General features: G+C 72.4%; 15 protein-coding genes. 6 read left to right on the top strand and 9 right to left on the bottom strand.

Annotated elements, in window-relative coordinates; all coding sequences use genetic code 11:
- Positions 1-122: 122 nt before the first annotated feature.
- The gene (gene cobT, locus AB0M39_RS16805; RefSeq protein WP_365364848.1) at positions 123-1202 is read right to left on the bottom strand and encodes a nicotinate-nucleotide--dimethylbenzimidazole phosphoribosyltransferase; all 1080 of its coding nucleotides are present in this window, start codon (positions 1200-1202) and stop codon (positions 123-125) included.
- 39 nt (positions 1203-1241) lie between these two features.
- Positions 1242-2441: a bifunctional adenosylcobinamide kinase/adenosylcobinamide-phosphate guanylyltransferase gene (locus AB0M39_RS16800; protein WP_365364826.1), complete on the bottom strand. Its 1200-nt coding sequence runs from the start codon at positions 2439-2441 to the stop codon at positions 1242-1244.
- 92 nt (positions 2442-2533) lie between these two features.
- On the opposite strand from AB0M39_RS16800, the gene AB0M39_RS16795 reads away from it, so the two are divergent.
- Positions 2534-2740 (top strand): hypothetical protein, encoded by a 207-nt coding sequence (locus tag AB0M39_RS16795; protein WP_365364824.1) that lies wholly within the window; start codon positions 2534-2536, stop codon positions 2738-2740.
- Between the two features lie 331 nt (positions 2741-3071).
- Here the strand turns inward: AB0M39_RS16795 and AB0M39_RS16790 are convergent, their stop codons facing one another.
- The 4 genes from AB0M39_RS16790 to AB0M39_RS16775 all read right to left on the bottom strand — a co-directional run bounded on the left by AB0M39_RS16790 (position 3072) and on the right by AB0M39_RS16775 (position 7765).
- Entirely contained in the window at positions 3072-4079 is a 1008-nt protein-coding gene (locus AB0M39_RS16790) for a trypsin-like peptidase domain-containing protein (protein ID WP_365364846.1), read from the bottom strand.
- A gap of 313 nt (positions 4080-4392) precedes the next feature.
- Positions 4393-6225, bottom strand: coding sequence for an ABC transporter ATP-binding protein (locus AB0M39_RS16785; protein WP_365364822.1), 1833 nt, complete (start codon positions 6223-6225; stop codon positions 4393-4395).
- Positions 6226-6371: 146 nt separating this feature from the next.
- Positions 6372-7124 (bottom strand): methyltransferase domain-containing protein, encoded by a 753-nt coding sequence (locus AB0M39_RS16780; protein ID WP_365364844.1) that lies wholly within the window; start codon positions 7122-7124, stop codon positions 6372-6374.
- 41 nt (positions 7125-7165) lie between these two features.
- Positions 7166-7765, bottom strand: a complete 600-nt coding sequence (locus AB0M39_RS16775) for a DUF3043 domain-containing protein (RefSeq protein ID WP_365364820.1) — start codon at positions 7763-7765, stop codon at positions 7166-7168.
- Positions 7766-8069: 304 nt separating this feature from the next.
- On the opposite strand from AB0M39_RS16775, the gene AB0M39_RS16770 reads away from it, so the two are divergent.
- The 4 genes from AB0M39_RS16770 (at position 8070) to AB0M39_RS16755 (ending at position 11497) form a co-directional block, all read left to right on the top strand.
- Positions 8070-8855: a PspA/IM30 family protein gene (locus tag AB0M39_RS16770; RefSeq protein WP_365364818.1), complete on the top strand. Its 786-nt coding sequence runs from the start codon at positions 8070-8072 to the stop codon at positions 8853-8855.
- Between the two features lie 19 nt (positions 8856-8874).
- Positions 8875-9153: a hypothetical protein gene (locus tag AB0M39_RS16765; RefSeq protein WP_365364816.1), complete on the top strand. Its 279-nt coding sequence runs from the start codon at positions 8875-8877 to the stop codon at positions 9151-9153.
- A 191-nt stretch (positions 9154-9344) separates the two neighbouring features.
- Positions 9345-10814: a histidine kinase gene (locus AB0M39_RS16760; protein ID WP_365364814.1), complete on the top strand. Its 1470-nt coding sequence runs from the start codon at positions 9345-9347 to the stop codon at positions 10812-10814.
- Entirely contained in the window at positions 10811-11497 is a 687-nt protein-coding gene (locus AB0M39_RS16755) for a response regulator transcription factor (RefSeq protein WP_365364812.1), read from the top strand. The genes AB0M39_RS16760 and AB0M39_RS16755 overlap by 4 nt, the downstream gene beginning before the upstream one ends.
- Before the next feature lie 133 nt (positions 11498-11630).
- Here AB0M39_RS16755 and nadA read toward each other — a convergent pair whose 3' ends face one another.
- The gene (gene nadA, locus AB0M39_RS16750; RefSeq protein ID WP_365364810.1) at positions 11631-12821 is read right to left on the bottom strand and encodes a quinolinate synthase NadA; all 1191 of its coding nucleotides are present in this window, start codon (positions 12819-12821) and stop codon (positions 11631-11633) included.
- Between the two features lie 245 nt (positions 12822-13066).
- Between nadA and AB0M39_RS16745 the strand changes: the two genes are divergently transcribed.
- On the top strand, positions 13067-13423 hold the full coding sequence (locus AB0M39_RS16745) for an iron-sulfur cluster assembly accessory protein (protein WP_005318559.1): 357 nt from the start codon (positions 13067-13069) through the stop codon (positions 13421-13423).
- Positions 13424-13576: 153 nt separating this feature from the next.
- On the opposite strand, the gene AB0M39_RS16740 is transcribed toward AB0M39_RS16745, so the two are convergent.
- Both AB0M39_RS16740 and AB0M39_RS16735 read right to left on the bottom strand, forming a co-directional pair.
- The gene (locus AB0M39_RS16740; RefSeq protein WP_365364808.1) at positions 13577-15085 is read right to left on the bottom strand and encodes a hypothetical protein; all 1509 of its coding nucleotides are present in this window, start codon (positions 15083-15085) and stop codon (positions 13577-13579) included.
- 151 nt (positions 15086-15236) lie between these two features.
- The gene (locus tag AB0M39_RS16735) at positions 15237-15443 is read right to left on the bottom strand and encodes a hypothetical protein (RefSeq protein ID WP_365364806.1); all 207 of its coding nucleotides are present in this window, start codon (positions 15441-15443) and stop codon (positions 15237-15239) included.
- Positions 15444-15534: the final 91 nt, after the last annotated feature.

Raw genomic sequence — 15534 nt, 5'->3', positions numbered from 1 at the left:
TCCCCGGCTTGTCTCTTCCGTGGAAAAACGGACCTCTCCCATGAAACGCGATGATATGGGGCATCGCGCATCACAACGGGCGTCGGTGCGGCCGCCTGGTCAATGGCGGCCGCACCGGCGCTTCAGTCCGTGTCGCTCTCCACCGGCTCCGTGTCCTCTGTACGCTCCGGGCGCTCCGGCAGTTCAGCCGCCAGTGCGGCCGAGGCCTGGACGAGGGGGAGCGCGAGCAATGCCCCGGTTCCTTCGCCCACTGTGACGCCGTGATCGAGCAGAGGGTTGAGCGCCATGCGGTCCAGCGCCTTCGTCTGCGCCGGCTCGCCGCTGATCTGACCCGCGAGCCACCAGTCCGGCGCGCGGAACGCCGCACGCTGTCCCACCAGCGCACACGCCGCCGACACGACCCCGTCGAGGATCACCGGCATCCGCCGCACCGCGCTCTGCAGCAGGAACCCGGTCATCGCCGCCAGGTCCGCGCCGCCCACCGCCGCCAGCAGCTCCAGCTGGTCGCCGAGCACCGGCCGGGCCCGGCGCAGCGCGTCCCGGATCGCCGCGCACTTGCGCATCCAGGCCAGATCGTCGATGCCCGCGCCGCCGCGGCCGGTCACCACCGAGGCGTCCGTGCCGCACAGAGCGGCGATCAGGGTCGCCGCGCAGGTCGTGCCGCCGACGCTCAGATCGCCGAGGACGACCAGGTCGGTCCCCGAGTCGGCCTCCTCGTCGGCGACGGCCATGCCGAGGCGCACGGCCGCCTCGGTCTCCTCGACCGTCAGGGCGTCCTGGACGTCGATACGGCCGCTGCCGCGCCGCACCCGGCGCCGTACGACGTCCTCGGGCAGCAGCTCCGGGTCGCAGTCCAGCCCCGCGTCGACGACCCGCACCGGCACGCCCATGCGGCGGGCGAGCACGGCGACCGGGCTCGCGCCGTCCAGCACGGCCCGCACCAGCTGGTGCGCGGAGCCGGACTCCCGGCCGGAGACGCCCAGTTCGGCCACCCCGTGGTCGCCGGCGAACAGCACGACGCGCGGCTGGTCGACGGCCTTGACCGGCACCCGGGCCTGCGCGGCCGAGAGCCACTCGCCCAACTCGTCGAGACGGCCGAGAGAGCCGGGCGGAACGATCAGCCGCTCCCGGCGTTCCTCGGCGTCACGCCGCATGCCGCTGTCGGGGCGCTCGATCAGATCGGAGAAGTCATCGAGATTCAGCCTGCTCATTCGCCGAACAGTACCGGCACGGCGTCGACGTCAGCCGCGCAGGACGAGCGCCTGGCCCGCGATCACCACGACGACCTGCTCGCACTCGGCGGCGAAGGCGGCGTTCAGACGGCCCAGTTCGTCGCGGAAGCGCCGGCCGGAGGCGGTGGCGGGCACGACCCCGCCGCCGACCTCGTTGGTCACGGCGACGACCGTGCGCCGGGTCTCGCGCACGGCCCCGACGAGCTCGGCGACCCGCTCGCGCAGCGCGCGCTCTCCGTCGCCGGCCCACTTGTCGTCGTCCCACGCGCCGACCCGGTCCATCGCGTCGGTGAGCCAGAGGGAGAGGCAGTCGACGAGCATCGGCGGGCCGTCCTCGGCGAGCAGCGGCGCCAGCTCGCAGGTCTCGGCGGTACGCCAGCTTCCCGGACGGCGCTCGCGGTGCAGGGAGACCCGGGCGGCCCACTCGGCGTCGCCGTCCCGGGCGCCGCCGGTGGCGACGTACAGCACCTCGGGGAAGGACTCCAGGCGCCGCTCGGCCTCCAGCGACTTGCCCGAGCGCGCGCCGCCGGTGACCAGGGTGCGGCGGGGCACGTCGGGGACGTCGGAGTACTCGCCGATGTACAGCGTCGTGCCGTCCGGCACGGTCCGCGCGCCCCCTGCGGCGAGGCGGCGGTCCAGCTCGGCGCCGCCGGGCACGTCGTGGTCGATGTGGACGGCGACGACGTCGGTCGTGGGCCCGATCGCGCCGACGGCGCGCAGCCGGGCCACGGCGTCGGGCCGGCCGACGACGTCGGCGACCACCATGTCGTACGGGGCCGTCCCCTCGGCGAGCCCGGCGGGGGCGCCGGCGGGCGGGAGGTAGAGGAGACGCTCGCCCTCAAGGGAGGTCACCTCGTACCCGGTGCCGGGGTGGTCCATCGGCACGGCCCGCACCCGGTGCCCGCTGATCAGCGTCAGCTCCCGCCCGTCCGGAACCCGCCCCGCCGTCGGCAGCCCGGCGGGCAGATCGACGGCGGGACCGTTGTGCGGGTGCGTGAGCAGTACCTGCCGTACGCCGACGAGCGAGTGCCCGGCCCGCGCGGCCGCGAGCGCGGCGCCCGGAGTGAGGTCGAGCAGCAGCGCCCCGTCCACGAGCAGCGCGGTCGCGGCCCGCGCTTGGGGTCCGCGGGCGGCGGCGCACACGGCGCACGGGCAGTCGGTCCGGGGGAGTCCGGCGGGCGCGCCGGTGCCGAGCAGAGTGAGTTCCACGCTCCTGATCCTCCCGCGTCGCCGCGCGCCGTGCGCGCCCGGCTACGCTGCGGGCAGCAAACAGATCAGCTGGTGGGACCTGGGAGGCGGACATGGCATGGACGTGGCGGTTCGAGAAGTCCGACGGAACGGAGGTCCAGCCCTCGGTGCAGCCTGAGGAGTTCACGACGCAGGGGGACGCGGAGTCCTGGATCGGCGAGTACTGGAAGGACCTCCTCGAGGGCGGCGCGGACCAGGCGACCCTCTCCGAGGACGGCGCCAAGATCTACGGCCCGATGAGCCTCCACGCCAACGGCTGACAAAGACCGACGGCGGCCCCGCCGGCCACGCGCCGGCGGGGCTGCCGCGCCCAGCGCGGCGGGCATTCTCACCCGCGCCGGACCGGCTCGGGCGGGCATTCTCAGCCTCGCGGGACCGGCTCCGTCGGTGTCCGGGGTGGCCAAATTCAGGCCGGACCGGCTCAGTCGGCGCTCGGGCGGCCAATTTCAGCCCCGCCGGACCAGCCCTCCCGGCGTTCGGGGCGGAGCCCCGGCATGGGCCCGCACATCAAGCCCCGCCGGCGATTGAGGCGCGGAGGCCCCGGGGGCCGAGCCCCGGAAAGCCCGCCGCAGGCATCCGCGCCCCACCCCCTCAGACCTCCCCCACCCTCACCTGCGCCGCCCTCGCCACCCCCGCCCGCAAATACCCCATCTCCACCCTCGCCCCCGGCCTCTCAACCCCCAGCGCCTCCGCCAGCGACGCGATCGTCGTGATCTCCTCCTCGTCCAGCCGCGTGAGGATGTCCCCGGCCCGCAGGCCCGCCTTGTCCGCCGGGCCCCCCTCCTCGACCTCGACCACCGCGACCCCCGACGGCTGGTAGTCGTCGTCGAGCACCGTGCGCCCCGTGACGCCCAGGCCCGCCCGCCCGGAGTGCGCGACCTTGCCGGTCCGCACGATCTGGTCGGCGATCGCCTGCACCGTCGACGCGGGGACCGCGAACCCGATCCCCGGCGCCGGGCCGTCGCCCATCCCGGGGTCCGCCGCCAGCGTGGGGATCCCGATCACCTCGCCGTCCAGGTTGACCAGCGCGCCCCCGCTGTTCCCGGGGTTGATCGCCGCGGACGTCTGCACCATGTTGGCGATCGTCGTGCCCGGTCCCTCGGCCTGCGGACCCTCGCTCACCGTGCGGCCGACCGCCGAGACGATGCCCTGGGTGACGCTGCTGGACAGCCCCAGCGGGGAGCCCATCGCCAGCACGATTTGGCCGATCTCCACCTTCGAGGAGTCGCCGAACTTCGCGGGCTGCAGCCCCGCCGGAGCCTTGTCCAGCTTGATGACGGCCACGTCCTGCTCGGGGAGGGCGAAGACGAGCTTCGCCGTCAGCGGCCGCTCGCCCGTCGCCGTCGTGACCCGGTAGGTCTGGCCCTTCTCCTCGCCGACCACATGCGCGTTGGTGACCACATGGCCCTTGGCGTCGTAGACGATGCCCGAGCCCACGGCGTCCGCCGCCTCGATCTGGACGACCGACGGCAGTACGTTGCCGATCACCGTCTGGAAGTCCGTCTGGAGGTCGTTGTCGACCAGACGCGCCGCCGCCTGCGTCGAGGACTCGCGGCTGGAGCCCGTGCTCTGCGAACAGCCCCCGACGAGGGCGCCCAGCGCGAAACAGCCGGCCGCGACGGCGACGGCGGCACGCCGAGCACGTACAGCCCGAGCACGCACGACCCGAGCACGTACAGCCCCAGCCCGCGCAGCCCGAGCCCGCACCGCCCCAGCCCGCACCGCCCCAGCCCGCGCAGCCCGAGCCCGTACCGCCCAAGCAGCACATCGAGCACGCGCACGCGCACACGCACGGAATGCGTCCATGCCCGCAGTGTCTCCGCCGCCCCGCCGCCCGGCCTCCCAGAGGCCCCCAATCAGGGGGCGACGAGCGGCGACGACCGGCGGTCACGGCGCCGCCAGAGCGCCCAGTTCAGGAGGCCGGTGAAGGTGAGGCATCCAATGAGGGCGCCGACGCCAGGAACTGAGTCGCCGCCAGCTCCCCGTACAGCGGATCCGACGCCACCAGCTCCCCGTGCGTGCCCACCGCCCGCACCTTCCCGCCGTCCATCACCACGATCCGGTCCGCCAGCGTCACCGTCGACAGCCGGTGCGCCACCACCAGCACGGTCACCTCGCGCGACACCTCCGCGACCACGTCCCGCAGCGCCATCTCGTTGACCGCGTCCAGCTGCGAGGTCGCCTCGTCCAGCAGGAGCAGCCGAGGCCGGCGCAGCAGCGCCCGCGCGATGGCCACCCGCTGCCGCTCGCCGCCCGAGAGCTTGGAGCCGCGATGCCCGACGACCGTCTCGAGCCCGTCCGGCAGCCGGTCGACCAGGGCGTCGAGCTTCGTCCGCACGAGCACGTCCCGGATGTCCTCCTCGCCCGCCTGCGGAGCGGCGAAGACCAGGTTCTCGCGCAGCGTCCCCGCCAGCACCGGAGCGTCCTGCTCCACATAGCCGATCGAGGCGCGCAGCTCGGCCAGCGGCCAGTCCCGCACGTCCTTGCCGTCGACCAGGACCCGCCCGCCGCTCGCCTCGTAGAAGCGCTCGACCAGCCCGAAGACCGTCGTCTTTCCGGCGCCCGACGGCCCCACGAACGCGGTCATCCCGGGCCCGGACGCCTCGAAGGAGACGCCGTGATGGACGTACGGAAGATCGTCCCGGTACCGGAAGGCCACATCCTCGAAGACCACCGAAGCGGGCCCCTGGCCCGTCGCCGCGGCCGGCCCCCGCGCGCCGGCCTTCGTCTCCCGACCGGCGTGCGTCTCCTCCGGCTCCGTCTCCAGCTTCTCCGCCTCCGCGAGCCGTGCGATGGCCGCCGAGCCCACCTGGTACTGCGTCGCCGCCTCGACCAGCTCCGAGATCGGCTCGATCAGGTAGAAGAGGTAGAGCAGGAACGCGACCAGCGTCGAGACCGAGATGGCCCCCGACGAGACCCGTGCGCCGCCGATCCCCAGCACCGCCAGGAACGACACCTGGATCGCCAGACCGGTGGAAGTCCACGCGACCGCCTGCCACTTCGCGGACCGTACGCCGTGCCGCCACGCCTCCTGCGCCGCCTTCTCGACGACCGCGGTCTCGCGCTCCTCCGCGCCCGACGCCTTGACCGTCCGGAACGCGCCGAAGACCCGCTCCAGCACCGTCGAGATCTCGCCGACCGCCTCCTGGGCGCGCTGCGTGGCCTGGGAGATCTTCGGCATCACCAGGGCGAAGGACCCGCCGATCAGCACGATCACGCCGAGCGTCACGCCCAGCAGGACCGGGTCCATCAGCCCCATCATCACGATCGTCGCGAGGAAGCCGACCCCGCCCGTCGCCGCGGACACGATCGACTGCGTGGTGACCGCGCGCAGCAGCGTCGTGTCGGAGGTGATCCGCGACATCAGGTCGCCGGGCTGGGTCCGCTCCACCTCCGGCAGCCGCAGCCGCAGCAGCCGCCCGATGAGCGTGCGGCGGGCGGCGAGCACGACCGACTCGGCGGTGCGCTCCAGGATGTACGCGCCGACCGACTGGATCGCCGTGCCGACCAGGACCAGCAGTACGAGCATCACCAGGATCCCGGTGATCGACTCGTCCGTGCCGAGCCGGTCGACCAGCACCTTCGCGGCGATGGGCTGGACCAGCCCGCTGAGGGTGCCGATGAGCGCGAAGACGGCGCCGAGCGCGATGACCCAGCGGTGGGGCCGGAAGTGCCGGTACAGAGCCCGCCACGTCTCGACGGCGGGGAGCTTGGGGGTCTTCTCCGCGGATGGCGCGGTGCTCACGTCAGTCACACAGGTGAGGACGCCGGAACCCTTCGTTCACCTGATCGTTTTCCGGTCAGTTTCGCGCGGGTTCCGGTACGTACGGCGGCGACGTGCGGCGGCGCGTACAGCTCGGCCGCGTACGCCGCATCAGCCGCGTACGCGCATCAACCGCGTACGCCGCACAGATGCAGCAGCGCCGCCGCCGCGCGGTACGGATCCGTCCGCCCCGCCCGGTCCTCCGCCGCGAGCAGCTGCTCCAGCTCCTGGGCGGCCGGCAGTTCGGCGTCGCCCGGGACGTTGTCGGTGAAGACCCGCACCCCGTACCAGGCGTGCAGCGGAGCGGCGATCCCCGCCAGCGTCGCCGTCAGCGCCTCCAGCCGGTCCGCGCGCACCGAAAGACCGAGCCGGTTGGTGTACGTGTCCGTGTCGAAGGCCGCCAGCGTGGCCGGCCAGTCCCCGGCCAGCCCCGGCCGCATGGCCAGGGCGTCCGCGTTCCGTACGAGAAGGGAGAGCAGCCCGCCGGGCGCCAGCACCCGGGCCAGGCCGGCGAGGAGCGCGTCCGGCTCCTCGATGTACATCAGCACCCCGTGGCAGAGCACCACGTCGAAGCTGCCCGGCAGGAAGTGCACGCCGGTCTCCCGGCCGTCCCCCTCGATCAGCCGCACCCGCTCGCGGATCCCGGCGGGCTCGGTCGCCAGCGACTCGCGGGCGGCCTTGAGCATCGCCGGATCGGCCTCGAGACCGGTCACGGTGTGCCCGGCCCGCGCCAGGCGCAGCGCCTGGGTGCCCTGGCCCATGCCGACGTCGAGGACCCGCAGCCGCTGCCCCACGGGGTAGCGGGCGGATATCTGCTCGTCGATCTGTCGGGCGACCAGTTCCTGGCGGACCGTGTTGCGCAGGGCGCCGAGCCCGGCCAGCCAGGTGGCAGACGCGCCTCCGAAGCCGGAGACGGTCGTGCTCAGGGCCGCTCTCCGCGCTTGACCTGCGGCTTGGGCAGACGCAGCCGGCGCATCTGGAGCGTGCGCATCAGGCCGTAGGCGACCGCGCCGCGCTTGGGCTCGTTCGGGAAGCGCTCGCGGAGCTGCTTCTTCAGGCGCATCGCCAGACCGATCGAGTCGATCACGATCATGACGATGACGCCGAGCCAGAGCAGCAGCGCGATGTTCTGGAGGTTGTTCACCCGGACCATGCTGAGCACGAGGATGATCACGGCCAGCGGCAGGAAGAACTCGGCGATGCAGAAGCGCGAGTCGACGAAGTCGCGGACGAAGCGACGGACCGGCCCCTTGTCGCGCGCAGGCAGATAGCGCTCGTCGCCGCTGGCGAGAGCCTCGCGCTGACGGGCCAGATCGGCCCGGCGGACCTCCCGCTGGCGCTTCATCGCCTCCTTGCGGTCGGCCGGCGCGCCGGAGGAGGCACGGCGGCGCTGGCCCTGTGCCTCACTGCGCTTGGGCGTGGGGCGGCCCTTGGGGGCCTCGGGGTCGCGGGGCTGCTTGGAGAGGTCCGGCGTCACCTTGTCGGTGGGGACCTTCTCTTCCTTGGAACGGCTACGGAACACAAAGCCCAAGGGTACGGGGTGGAACGTGCGGACCCCACCCCCCTCGGGAACGATCCCGCAACGGCGGGCGTCTTCAGGGGACAGAAGCCGGCCCCAAGCCGGACAGAGCGGACGTCGCCCTCGGTTTCCCCGACCGTCACCTACTCCTTGCGCCGGATCGGGGCCGCGGGCAGTCGTCCTTGGGGATGAGCGCATCCGCGCTCGAACAGTGCGGTAATGGATGCAGGGCCCGTACTGTGGGTTCTGTTGGAGTGCTGAAGCTGAGTCCGTCAGAAGGGGGCGCGCGAAGCCCATGAGCGGTGTCATGAAGCGTATGGGGATGATCTTCCGCGCGAAGGCAAACAAGGCCCTTGACCGGGCCGAGGATCCGCGCGAGACCCTCGATTACTCGTACCAGAAGCAGCTGGAGCTGCTTCAGAAGGTGCGCCGCGGCGTCGCCGACGTCGCGACCTCCCGCAAGCGTCTCGAGCTGCAGCTGAACCAGCTGCAGGGGCAGTCCGCCAAGCTCGAGGACCAGGGCCGCAAGGCGCTGGCGCTCGGCCGCGAGGACCTGGCGCGCGAGGCGCTCTCCCGCCGTGCCGCGCTCCAGCAGCAGGTCAGCGACCTGGAGACGCAGCACACCACCCTGCAGGGCGAGGAGGAGAAGCTCACCCTCGCGGCGCAGCGTCTGCAGGCCAAGGTCGACGCCTTCCGCACGAAGAAGGAGACGATCAAGGCCACCTACACCGCGGCCCAGGCGCAGACCCGGATCGGCGAGGCCTTCTCCGGCATCTCCGAGGAGATGGGCGACGTCGGCCTGGCGATCCAGCGGGCCGAGGACAAGACCGCGCAGCTGCAGGCCCGAGCCGGCGCGATCGACGAGCTGCTGGCGTCCGGCGCCCTGGACGACCCGTCCGGGATGGCGAAGGACGACATCGCCGCCGAGCTGGACCGCATCTCCGGTGGTACGGATGTAGAGCTGGAGCTCCAGCGCATGAAGGCGGAGCTCGCGGGCGGCTCGAGCGCGCAGCAGCAGGCGATCGAAGGCGGCGCGGGCCAGCAGAACGGAGCCCAGCAGCAGAGCAGCACGCCGAAGTTCGACAAGCAGTGACAAGCAGTAGGGACTCGTCATGATCGTACGGATCATGGGGGAGGGTCAGCTGGAGCTGGCGGACAGCCACTTCGCTGAACTCAACAAGCTCGACAACGAGCTGCTGGCCGAGATGGAGAGCGGGGACGGACCGGGCTTCCGCCGGACCCTGCACGCTCTCCTGGACCGCGTCCGCGACCTCGGCGAGCCCCTGCCGGACGCGTCGCTGGAGCCGTCCGAGCTGATTCTTCCCAGTCCGGAGGCGACGCTCGAGGACGTACGGGAACTGCTCGGCGACGACGGACTCATCCCTGGCTGACTCCCCCCTGCACTCCAACAGTCTCTGCACGGGGGGTCAGCGCGCGCTCGAGCCTCACGGTGTCCACACTCAGCCCCGCCGGCGCTTGAGGCGCGGGGTCTGGGGCGGAGCCCCAGGGGGTGCGGCGGAGGTGCAGGTTAGCCGCAACACCGCGTTCTTCCCCGCCCCACCACGCCGTACCGTTGCTCGACGTGACCTCACTCGCCACCGGGCTCGCCCGGACCCAGCACTGGCTCCGCGCGCATCCGCTGGCATTCGACGGCGCCCTCGCCCTGGGCGCGCTCGCCTGCATGGTCACCGGCTCCTTCGCCGACCCGAACGGCCCGCACGGCCCGACCTTCGGCAGCCGCACCCCCGAGCTGCGCAGCATCCTGCTCATGACGCTGGTCGCCGGGGCGCTCGTGTTCCGTCGCCGCAGACCCATGGGCGTACTCGTCTTCACCGGCGTGGTCTCGGCCGTCGAGCTCGTCGTGGGCGACCCGGCCGCGCCGGTCGCGATGAGCGCGGTGATCGCGCTCTACACGGTCGCCTCCCGCACGGACCGGCCCACCACCTGGCGGGTCGGCCTGCTGACGATGGCCGTGCTGACCGGCGCGGCGATGATCTTCGGCTCGACCCCCTGGTACACCCAGGAGAACCTCGGCATCTTCGCCTGGACCGGCATGGCCGGCGCCGCCGGCGACGCCGTACGCAGCCGGCGCGCATTCATCGACGCCATCCGGGAGCGGGCCGAACGCGCCGAGCGCACCCGCGAGGAGGAGGCCCGCCGCCGGGTCGCCGAGGAGCGGCTGCGCATCGCCCGCGACCTCCACGACGTCGTCGCCCACCACATCGCCCTGGTCAACGTCCAGGCCGGAGTCGCCGCCCATGTCATGGACAAGCGGCCCGACCAGGCCAAGGAGGCCCTCGCCCACGTCCGCGAGGCCAGCCGCTCCGCGCTCAACGAGCTGCGGGCCACCGTGGGCCTCCTGCGCCAGTCCGGCGACCCGGAGGCCCCCACGGAACCGGCCCCCGGCCTCGAGGTCCTCGGGGATCTGGTCACCACCTTCCGCCAGGCGGGCCTGCCGGTCGAGGTGGCCCGTGCCGACGACGGCGTACGGCTGCCCGCGGGCGTGGACCTCGCGGCGTACCGGATCATCCAAGAGGCGCTGACCAATGTGCAGAAGCACGCGGGAGCGGACGCGAAGGCCGAGGTGAGCGTGGTGCGGGTGGGTACGACGCTGGAGGTCACGGTGCTGGACAACGGCACGGGCGCGTACGGCAGGACCAGCGAGGCCGCCCGGACCGACGCCGCGTCCCGGGCGGGCGCGTCCGGCAAGGCCAGCGCGTCGAGCAAGGCCGTCGCGTCGAGCCGGACCGGCGACGGCACCCGAACCGACGCCTCCCGGGCCAGCGACGGCACTCGGGCCAGCGATACGGGCAAGGCCGCCGCCGCCAGCCGCGCCGCCGAAGCCGGAGCGAACGGCGACAGCGGCCCGAAGGGCTCGCGCACCCTGGCCGACGACCTCGCCCACGACAGCGGCGGCGGCCACGGCCTGCTCGGCATGCGCGAGCGCGTCAGCGCCCTCGGCGGCGCCCTCTCCACCGGCCCCCGCTTCGGGGGCGGCTTCCGCGTGCAGGCGATACTGCCCCTCGACGCACGCACGGGGGAGGATCGATGACGATCAAGGTGTTGCTCGCCGACGACCAGGCGCTGCTGCGCAGCGCGTTCCGGATCCTGGTGGACTCCGAGCCGGACATGAAGGTCGTGGGAGAGGCCGCGGACGGCGCCGAGGCGGTCGCCCTGGCCCGCTCCGCCCGCCCCGACGTCGTCCTGATGGACATCCGCATGCCCGGCACGGACGGGCTCGCCGCCACCCGCCTGATCAGCGCGGACCCGGAACTCGCCGATGTGCACGTCGTCATGCTCACCACCTTCGAGGTGGACGAGTACGTCGTGCAGTCCCTGCGGGCCGGAGCGTCCGGGTTCCTCGGCAAGGGCGCGGAGCCGGACGAGCTGCTCAGCGCCATCCGCATCGCCGCCGCGGGCGACGCGCTGCTCTCGCCGGTCGCGACCAAGGGCCTGATCGCCCAGTTCCTCGCCCAGGGCGGCGCCTCGGAGGACGGGGAGGAGTCCCGGGAGTACTCCGAGCGGCTCGCCGCGCTCACCGTCCGGGAGCGCGAGGTCCTCGTCCTGGTCGCCGGCGGCCACTCCAACGACGAGATCGCCGAGCGGCTGGAGGTCAGCCCGCTGACGGTGAAGACGCATGTGAACAGGGCGATGGGCAAGCTCGGAGCGCGGGACCGCGCCCAGCTCGTGGTCACGGCGTACGAGTCCGGCCTGGTCCGTCCAAGGGTGGAGTGACCGGATCGCGGGCCGGCTCCCTGGAGCCCGCCGCGCGGCTGAAAGCAGTAAGGGGCGCCCGCTATGGCGGGCGCCCCTTACTGATGGCTAGCGGCTCGCTATAGGCCGCTGACTAAGCCGCTGACGGTTACCGCTACGGCAGCGCCAGCATCCGCTCGAGCGCCAGCTTCGCGAAGCTCTCGGTCTCCTTGTCGACCTGGATCTGGTTGACGAGGTTCCCCTCCGCCAGCGACTCCAGCGTCCACACCAGGTGCGGCAGGTCGATCCGGTTCATCGTGGAGCAGAAGCAGACCGTCTTGTCGAGGAAGACGACCTCCTTGTCGGGGTGCGCGTTCGCCACCCGGCGTACCAGGTTGAGCTCCGTGCCGATCGCCCACTTCGAGCCGGCCGGCGCCGCCTCCAGGGTCTTGATGATGTACTCCGTCGAGCCGACGTAGTCCGCCGCCGCCACGACCTCGTGCTTGCACTCCGGGTGCACCAGGACGTTGACGCCCGGGATCCGCGCCCGTACGTCCTCGACCGAGTCCAGCGAGAAGCGGCCGTGCACCGAGCAGTGCCCGCGCCACAGGATCATCTTCGCCGCGCGCAGCTGCTCGACGGTCAGGCCGCCGCCCGGCCGGTGCGGGTTGTAGACCACGCAGTCCTCGAGCGACATGCCCATGTCCCGCACCGCGGTGTTGCGCCCCAGGTGCTGGTCGGGCAGGAAGAGCACCTTCTCGCCCTGCTCGAAGGCCCAGTCCAGGGCGCGCTTGGCGTTGGAGGAGGTGCAGATCGTGCCGCCGTGCTTGCCGGTGAAGGCCTTGATGTCGGCGGAGGAGTTCATGTACGAGACGGGCACGACCTGCTCGGCTATGCCGGCGTCGGTCAGCACGTCCCAGCACTCCGCCACCTGCTCCGCCGTGGCCATGTCGGCCATCGAGCAGCCGGCCGCCAGGTCGGGCAGCACGACCTTCTGGTCGTCGGAGGTGAGGATGTCCGCGGACTCGGCCATGAAGTGCACGCCGCAGAAGACGATGTACTCGGCCCCCGGCTTCGCCGCCGCGTCCTTGGCCAGCTTGAAGCTGTCCCCGGTCACGTCCGCGAACTGGATGACCTCGTCGCGCTGGTAGTGGTGGCCGAGGACGAAGACCTTGTCGCCGAGCTTCTCCTTGGCCGCGCGGGCGCGCTCCACCAGGTCCGGGTCGGAGGGGGACGGCAGGTCCCCGGGGCACTCCACGCCGCGCTCGCTCCTCGGGTCGGCTTCGCGGCCGAGCAGCAGCAGGGCGAGCGGCGTCGGCTGGACGTCGAGCTCGGGGCGGGCTTGGGCGGTGGTCACGACACGCACCCTTTCTTCGTCTGACAGAGGGTCTTCTCGTCTATTTGACGCTATCTATCATAACTGCTTCTCGTCTATTTGACGATGGCCATAGCGTCTATGTGACGCACCCCCCGTCCACAGGCCGGCGCCCCTCCTCGGCCGGTGTGCGAGCATGAAGGGGAACGACATGCCCTCGGCCCCGGAATGAATCCGCGGCCACGCCGGTTGCAACCGTCGGCAAGCAGTCTCCGTACAACCCGGGAGAGAAGCAGATGTCCGTATCGGACGAGACCACCACCGTGAGCGACGGCATCCTCCTGTCCGACGCCGCCGCGGCCAAGGTCAAGGCCCTGCTGGACCAGGAAGGCCGGGACGACCTGGCGCTGCGCGTCGCCGTTCAGCCCGGTGGCTGCTCCGGCCTGCGCTACCAGCTGTTCTTCGACGAGCGCTCGCTCGACGGAGACGTCGTCAAGGACTTCGACGGCGTCAAGGTCGTCACCGACCGCATGAGCGCTCCGTATCTGGGCGGCGCCTCGATCGACTTCGTGGACACGATCGAGAAGCAGGGCTTCACGATCGACAACCCCAATGCCACGGGCTCCTGCGCCTGCGGCGACTCCTTCAGCTGAGGCAGCCGCGCCGACAAGCCGAAAGGCGGCGGTCCCCCACCCGGGACCGCCGCCTTCGTCGTACGCCGCCGCGGCTGAACGCCTCGCCGAGGCAGCGTGCGGCCACCGCGGTCGCGTACGCGGCCGAGGCCGGCGTACGCCACCGCCGTCGCGCTACCGCTTCAGCGGCACCGCCTTGCCCGTCTGGGCGTCCACGACCTTCCGGTCGCCCAGCGGCTTGTCCAGCGTGACCTTCTCCGTCAGCTCCTTGGCGATGGCGATGCAGACCCGCTCCGGATCCGGGTTCTGCTCGGTGATCGTCACCTTCACCTGGTCGCCGCTCTCGTCCGCCGTCGCCTTGTAGCCGCTGCACACCCCGCCCCAGAACGTCAGGCTCAGCGTCCTGCCGTCCGCGCTGTACGACGTGACGCTCAGGTTGGCCGGGACCGCCGGGTCCTTGGGCGGCTCGGTCGGCGTGATGTCCTTCGACGGGGGAGTCGTCTCCTTCAGGAACTTCGGGTCGACGGCCGGATGCGTGATCGTGAACGGCTGGGCGCCGTCCTTCGACTCCACTTCGAACAGCCACGACGGCACGAGCGCCTGGCGCCCGTCCACGTACTGCGCGGCCAGTCCGAAGACGGCCTTGCCGACCGTCAGCCGCTCCGGCTGGGCCGAGCCGCTCTTCGGCTCGCAGGGGGCCGCCGGCTTCTGCTCGTCCGGCTTCTGCTCGCCCTCCGCGGGCACCGACGTGGCGCAGCCGCCGATCCCGATCGGGCCGCTGTCCTCGCTCGCCTTGTTGAGCTGCTTCAGCGCCTCGTCGGCGGAGACCACCGGGTACTCATGGGTCTTCTCGGGCTTCTTCAACTGGCCGCTGCCGCCGACCACCTGACCGTCCGCGCCGACCTGGACGCCGGTCGTCCAGCCGTACGTCGGGAGCCCGCCGACCACCGGCTCGGCGTTGACCACCCGTACCGCGCCCATCACCTGACGGGCGCTCACCTTGGCGTCGCCCTGGCCGAGCGCCTCGAGCACGGGGGCGGCGGCCTTCTTCGCGGCCTCCTCGCTCACGGGCGGGACGTCGTCGCTCCCGCCCTGCGGCGCGGTCCCGCCGGAGGCGCCCGGCTGAGCCCCGCCGTTCGGGCAGGACTTGCCCTTCAGACAGTCGTCGCCCTTGGGGCCCGCGCCGAACTGGGCGAACGTCCAGGTGCCCGGGGCCTCCTTGTTCACCTGAAGCAGCGGGGCCGCGCCGTCCTTGTCCGCGCCGATCTTCCAGGCGGGGCCGACCAGCCGCGGAGTGCCCTCGATGCCGAGCGCCTTCGCCAGCCGGACCACCTCGGCCTCGGTGACCGCGCCCTTCGCCTGATGGACGGACGCCTCGTCGGGCCCCTCGGGCAGCTCGCCCTTGGCCACGTACACGGCGCCGCCGCCGTTCGGGTCGGGCTCGCCCGGCGCGATGCTGCCCCGGCCGCTCTCCGTGCGTCCGTCGAGAGCGAGCAGGGGCGGGTTGCGGTCGTCGCTCGCGCCGCGCTTGGCGTCCGCGCCGGGTCCTTCGCCGCTGGAGGCGGACGTCGCGAAGTACGCGCCTCCGCCGCCGGCGACCAGCACCGCCGCCGCCACAGAGGCGACGGCGAGCGGGGAACGCCGGCGGCGGGTGCTGTCGTGCGTGTTCTCCGTGCTGCTCACCGCATCGCTCCTTGTCTCGTGACCCCTTTTACAGGGGGCACGGGTGGGACGGAGCAGGGGAGCGCGCGGTTCCCACTTCGCGCCGGTGAGCTTTCACGAGCTCGGGTGAGCCCTTGTGCGCCGGTGACTCTCCTCAGTCGCCGTACTCGGATCAGTCGCCGTACTCGGACATGGCGTCGACCAGACGCGCGGACGCGGCGGGCACGACGACGCCATGGATGAGGGACGGTGGCACGGGCACGGGAGCGTCGGCGGCCGGGACGACCCAGTGGGGCGCCATCCGCGCGCAGTCCCCGCGCAGCTGGGCCAGGCTGATCTCGGACTCTCGCGGCTCGCCGTGGGCGATGTGCTTCGTCATATCCGCACCGTACGCACCAGGGAGTCCACTGAAAAAGACCTACTATCGGGTAGTTTCCGCACTTCAGGAGCGGGCGCGCGACCCGGTAGCG

The sequence above is a fragment of the Streptomyces sp. NPDC051907 genome, assembly GCF_040681075.1.
Classification (GTDB): domain Bacteria; phylum Actinomycetota; class Actinomycetes; order Streptomycetales; family Streptomycetaceae; genus Streptomyces.
Note: the sequence above shows the minus strand (reverse complement) of the source record. Positions and strands in the feature narration are given on the sequence as shown.

Excerpts from the sequence above, each read along its gene's own strand:
- AB0M39_RS16795 (WP_365364824.1), top strand. The coding sequence starts at position 2,534 with ATGGCATGGACGTGGCGGTTCGAGAAGTCCGACGGAACGGAGGTCCAG.
- AB0M39_RS16770 (WP_365364818.1), top strand. The coding sequence starts at position 8,070 with ATGAAGCGTATGGGGATGATCTTCCGCGCGAAGGCAAACAAGGCCCTT.
- AB0M39_RS16765 (WP_365364816.1), top strand. The coding sequence starts at position 8,875 with ATGATCGTACGGATCATGGGGGAGGGTCAGCTGGAGCTGGCGGACAGC.
- AB0M39_RS16755 (WP_365364812.1), top strand. The coding sequence starts at position 10,811 with ATGACGATCAAGGTGTTGCTCGCCGACGACCAGGCGCTGCTGCGCAGC.
- AB0M39_RS16745 (WP_005318559.1), top strand. The coding sequence starts at position 13,067 with ATGTCCGTATCGGACGAGACCACCACCGTGAGCGACGGCATCCTCCTG.
- AB0M39_RS16735 (WP_365364806.1), bottom strand. The coding sequence starts at position 15,443 with ATGACGAAGCACATCGCCCACGGCGAGCCGCGAGAGTCCGAGATCAGC.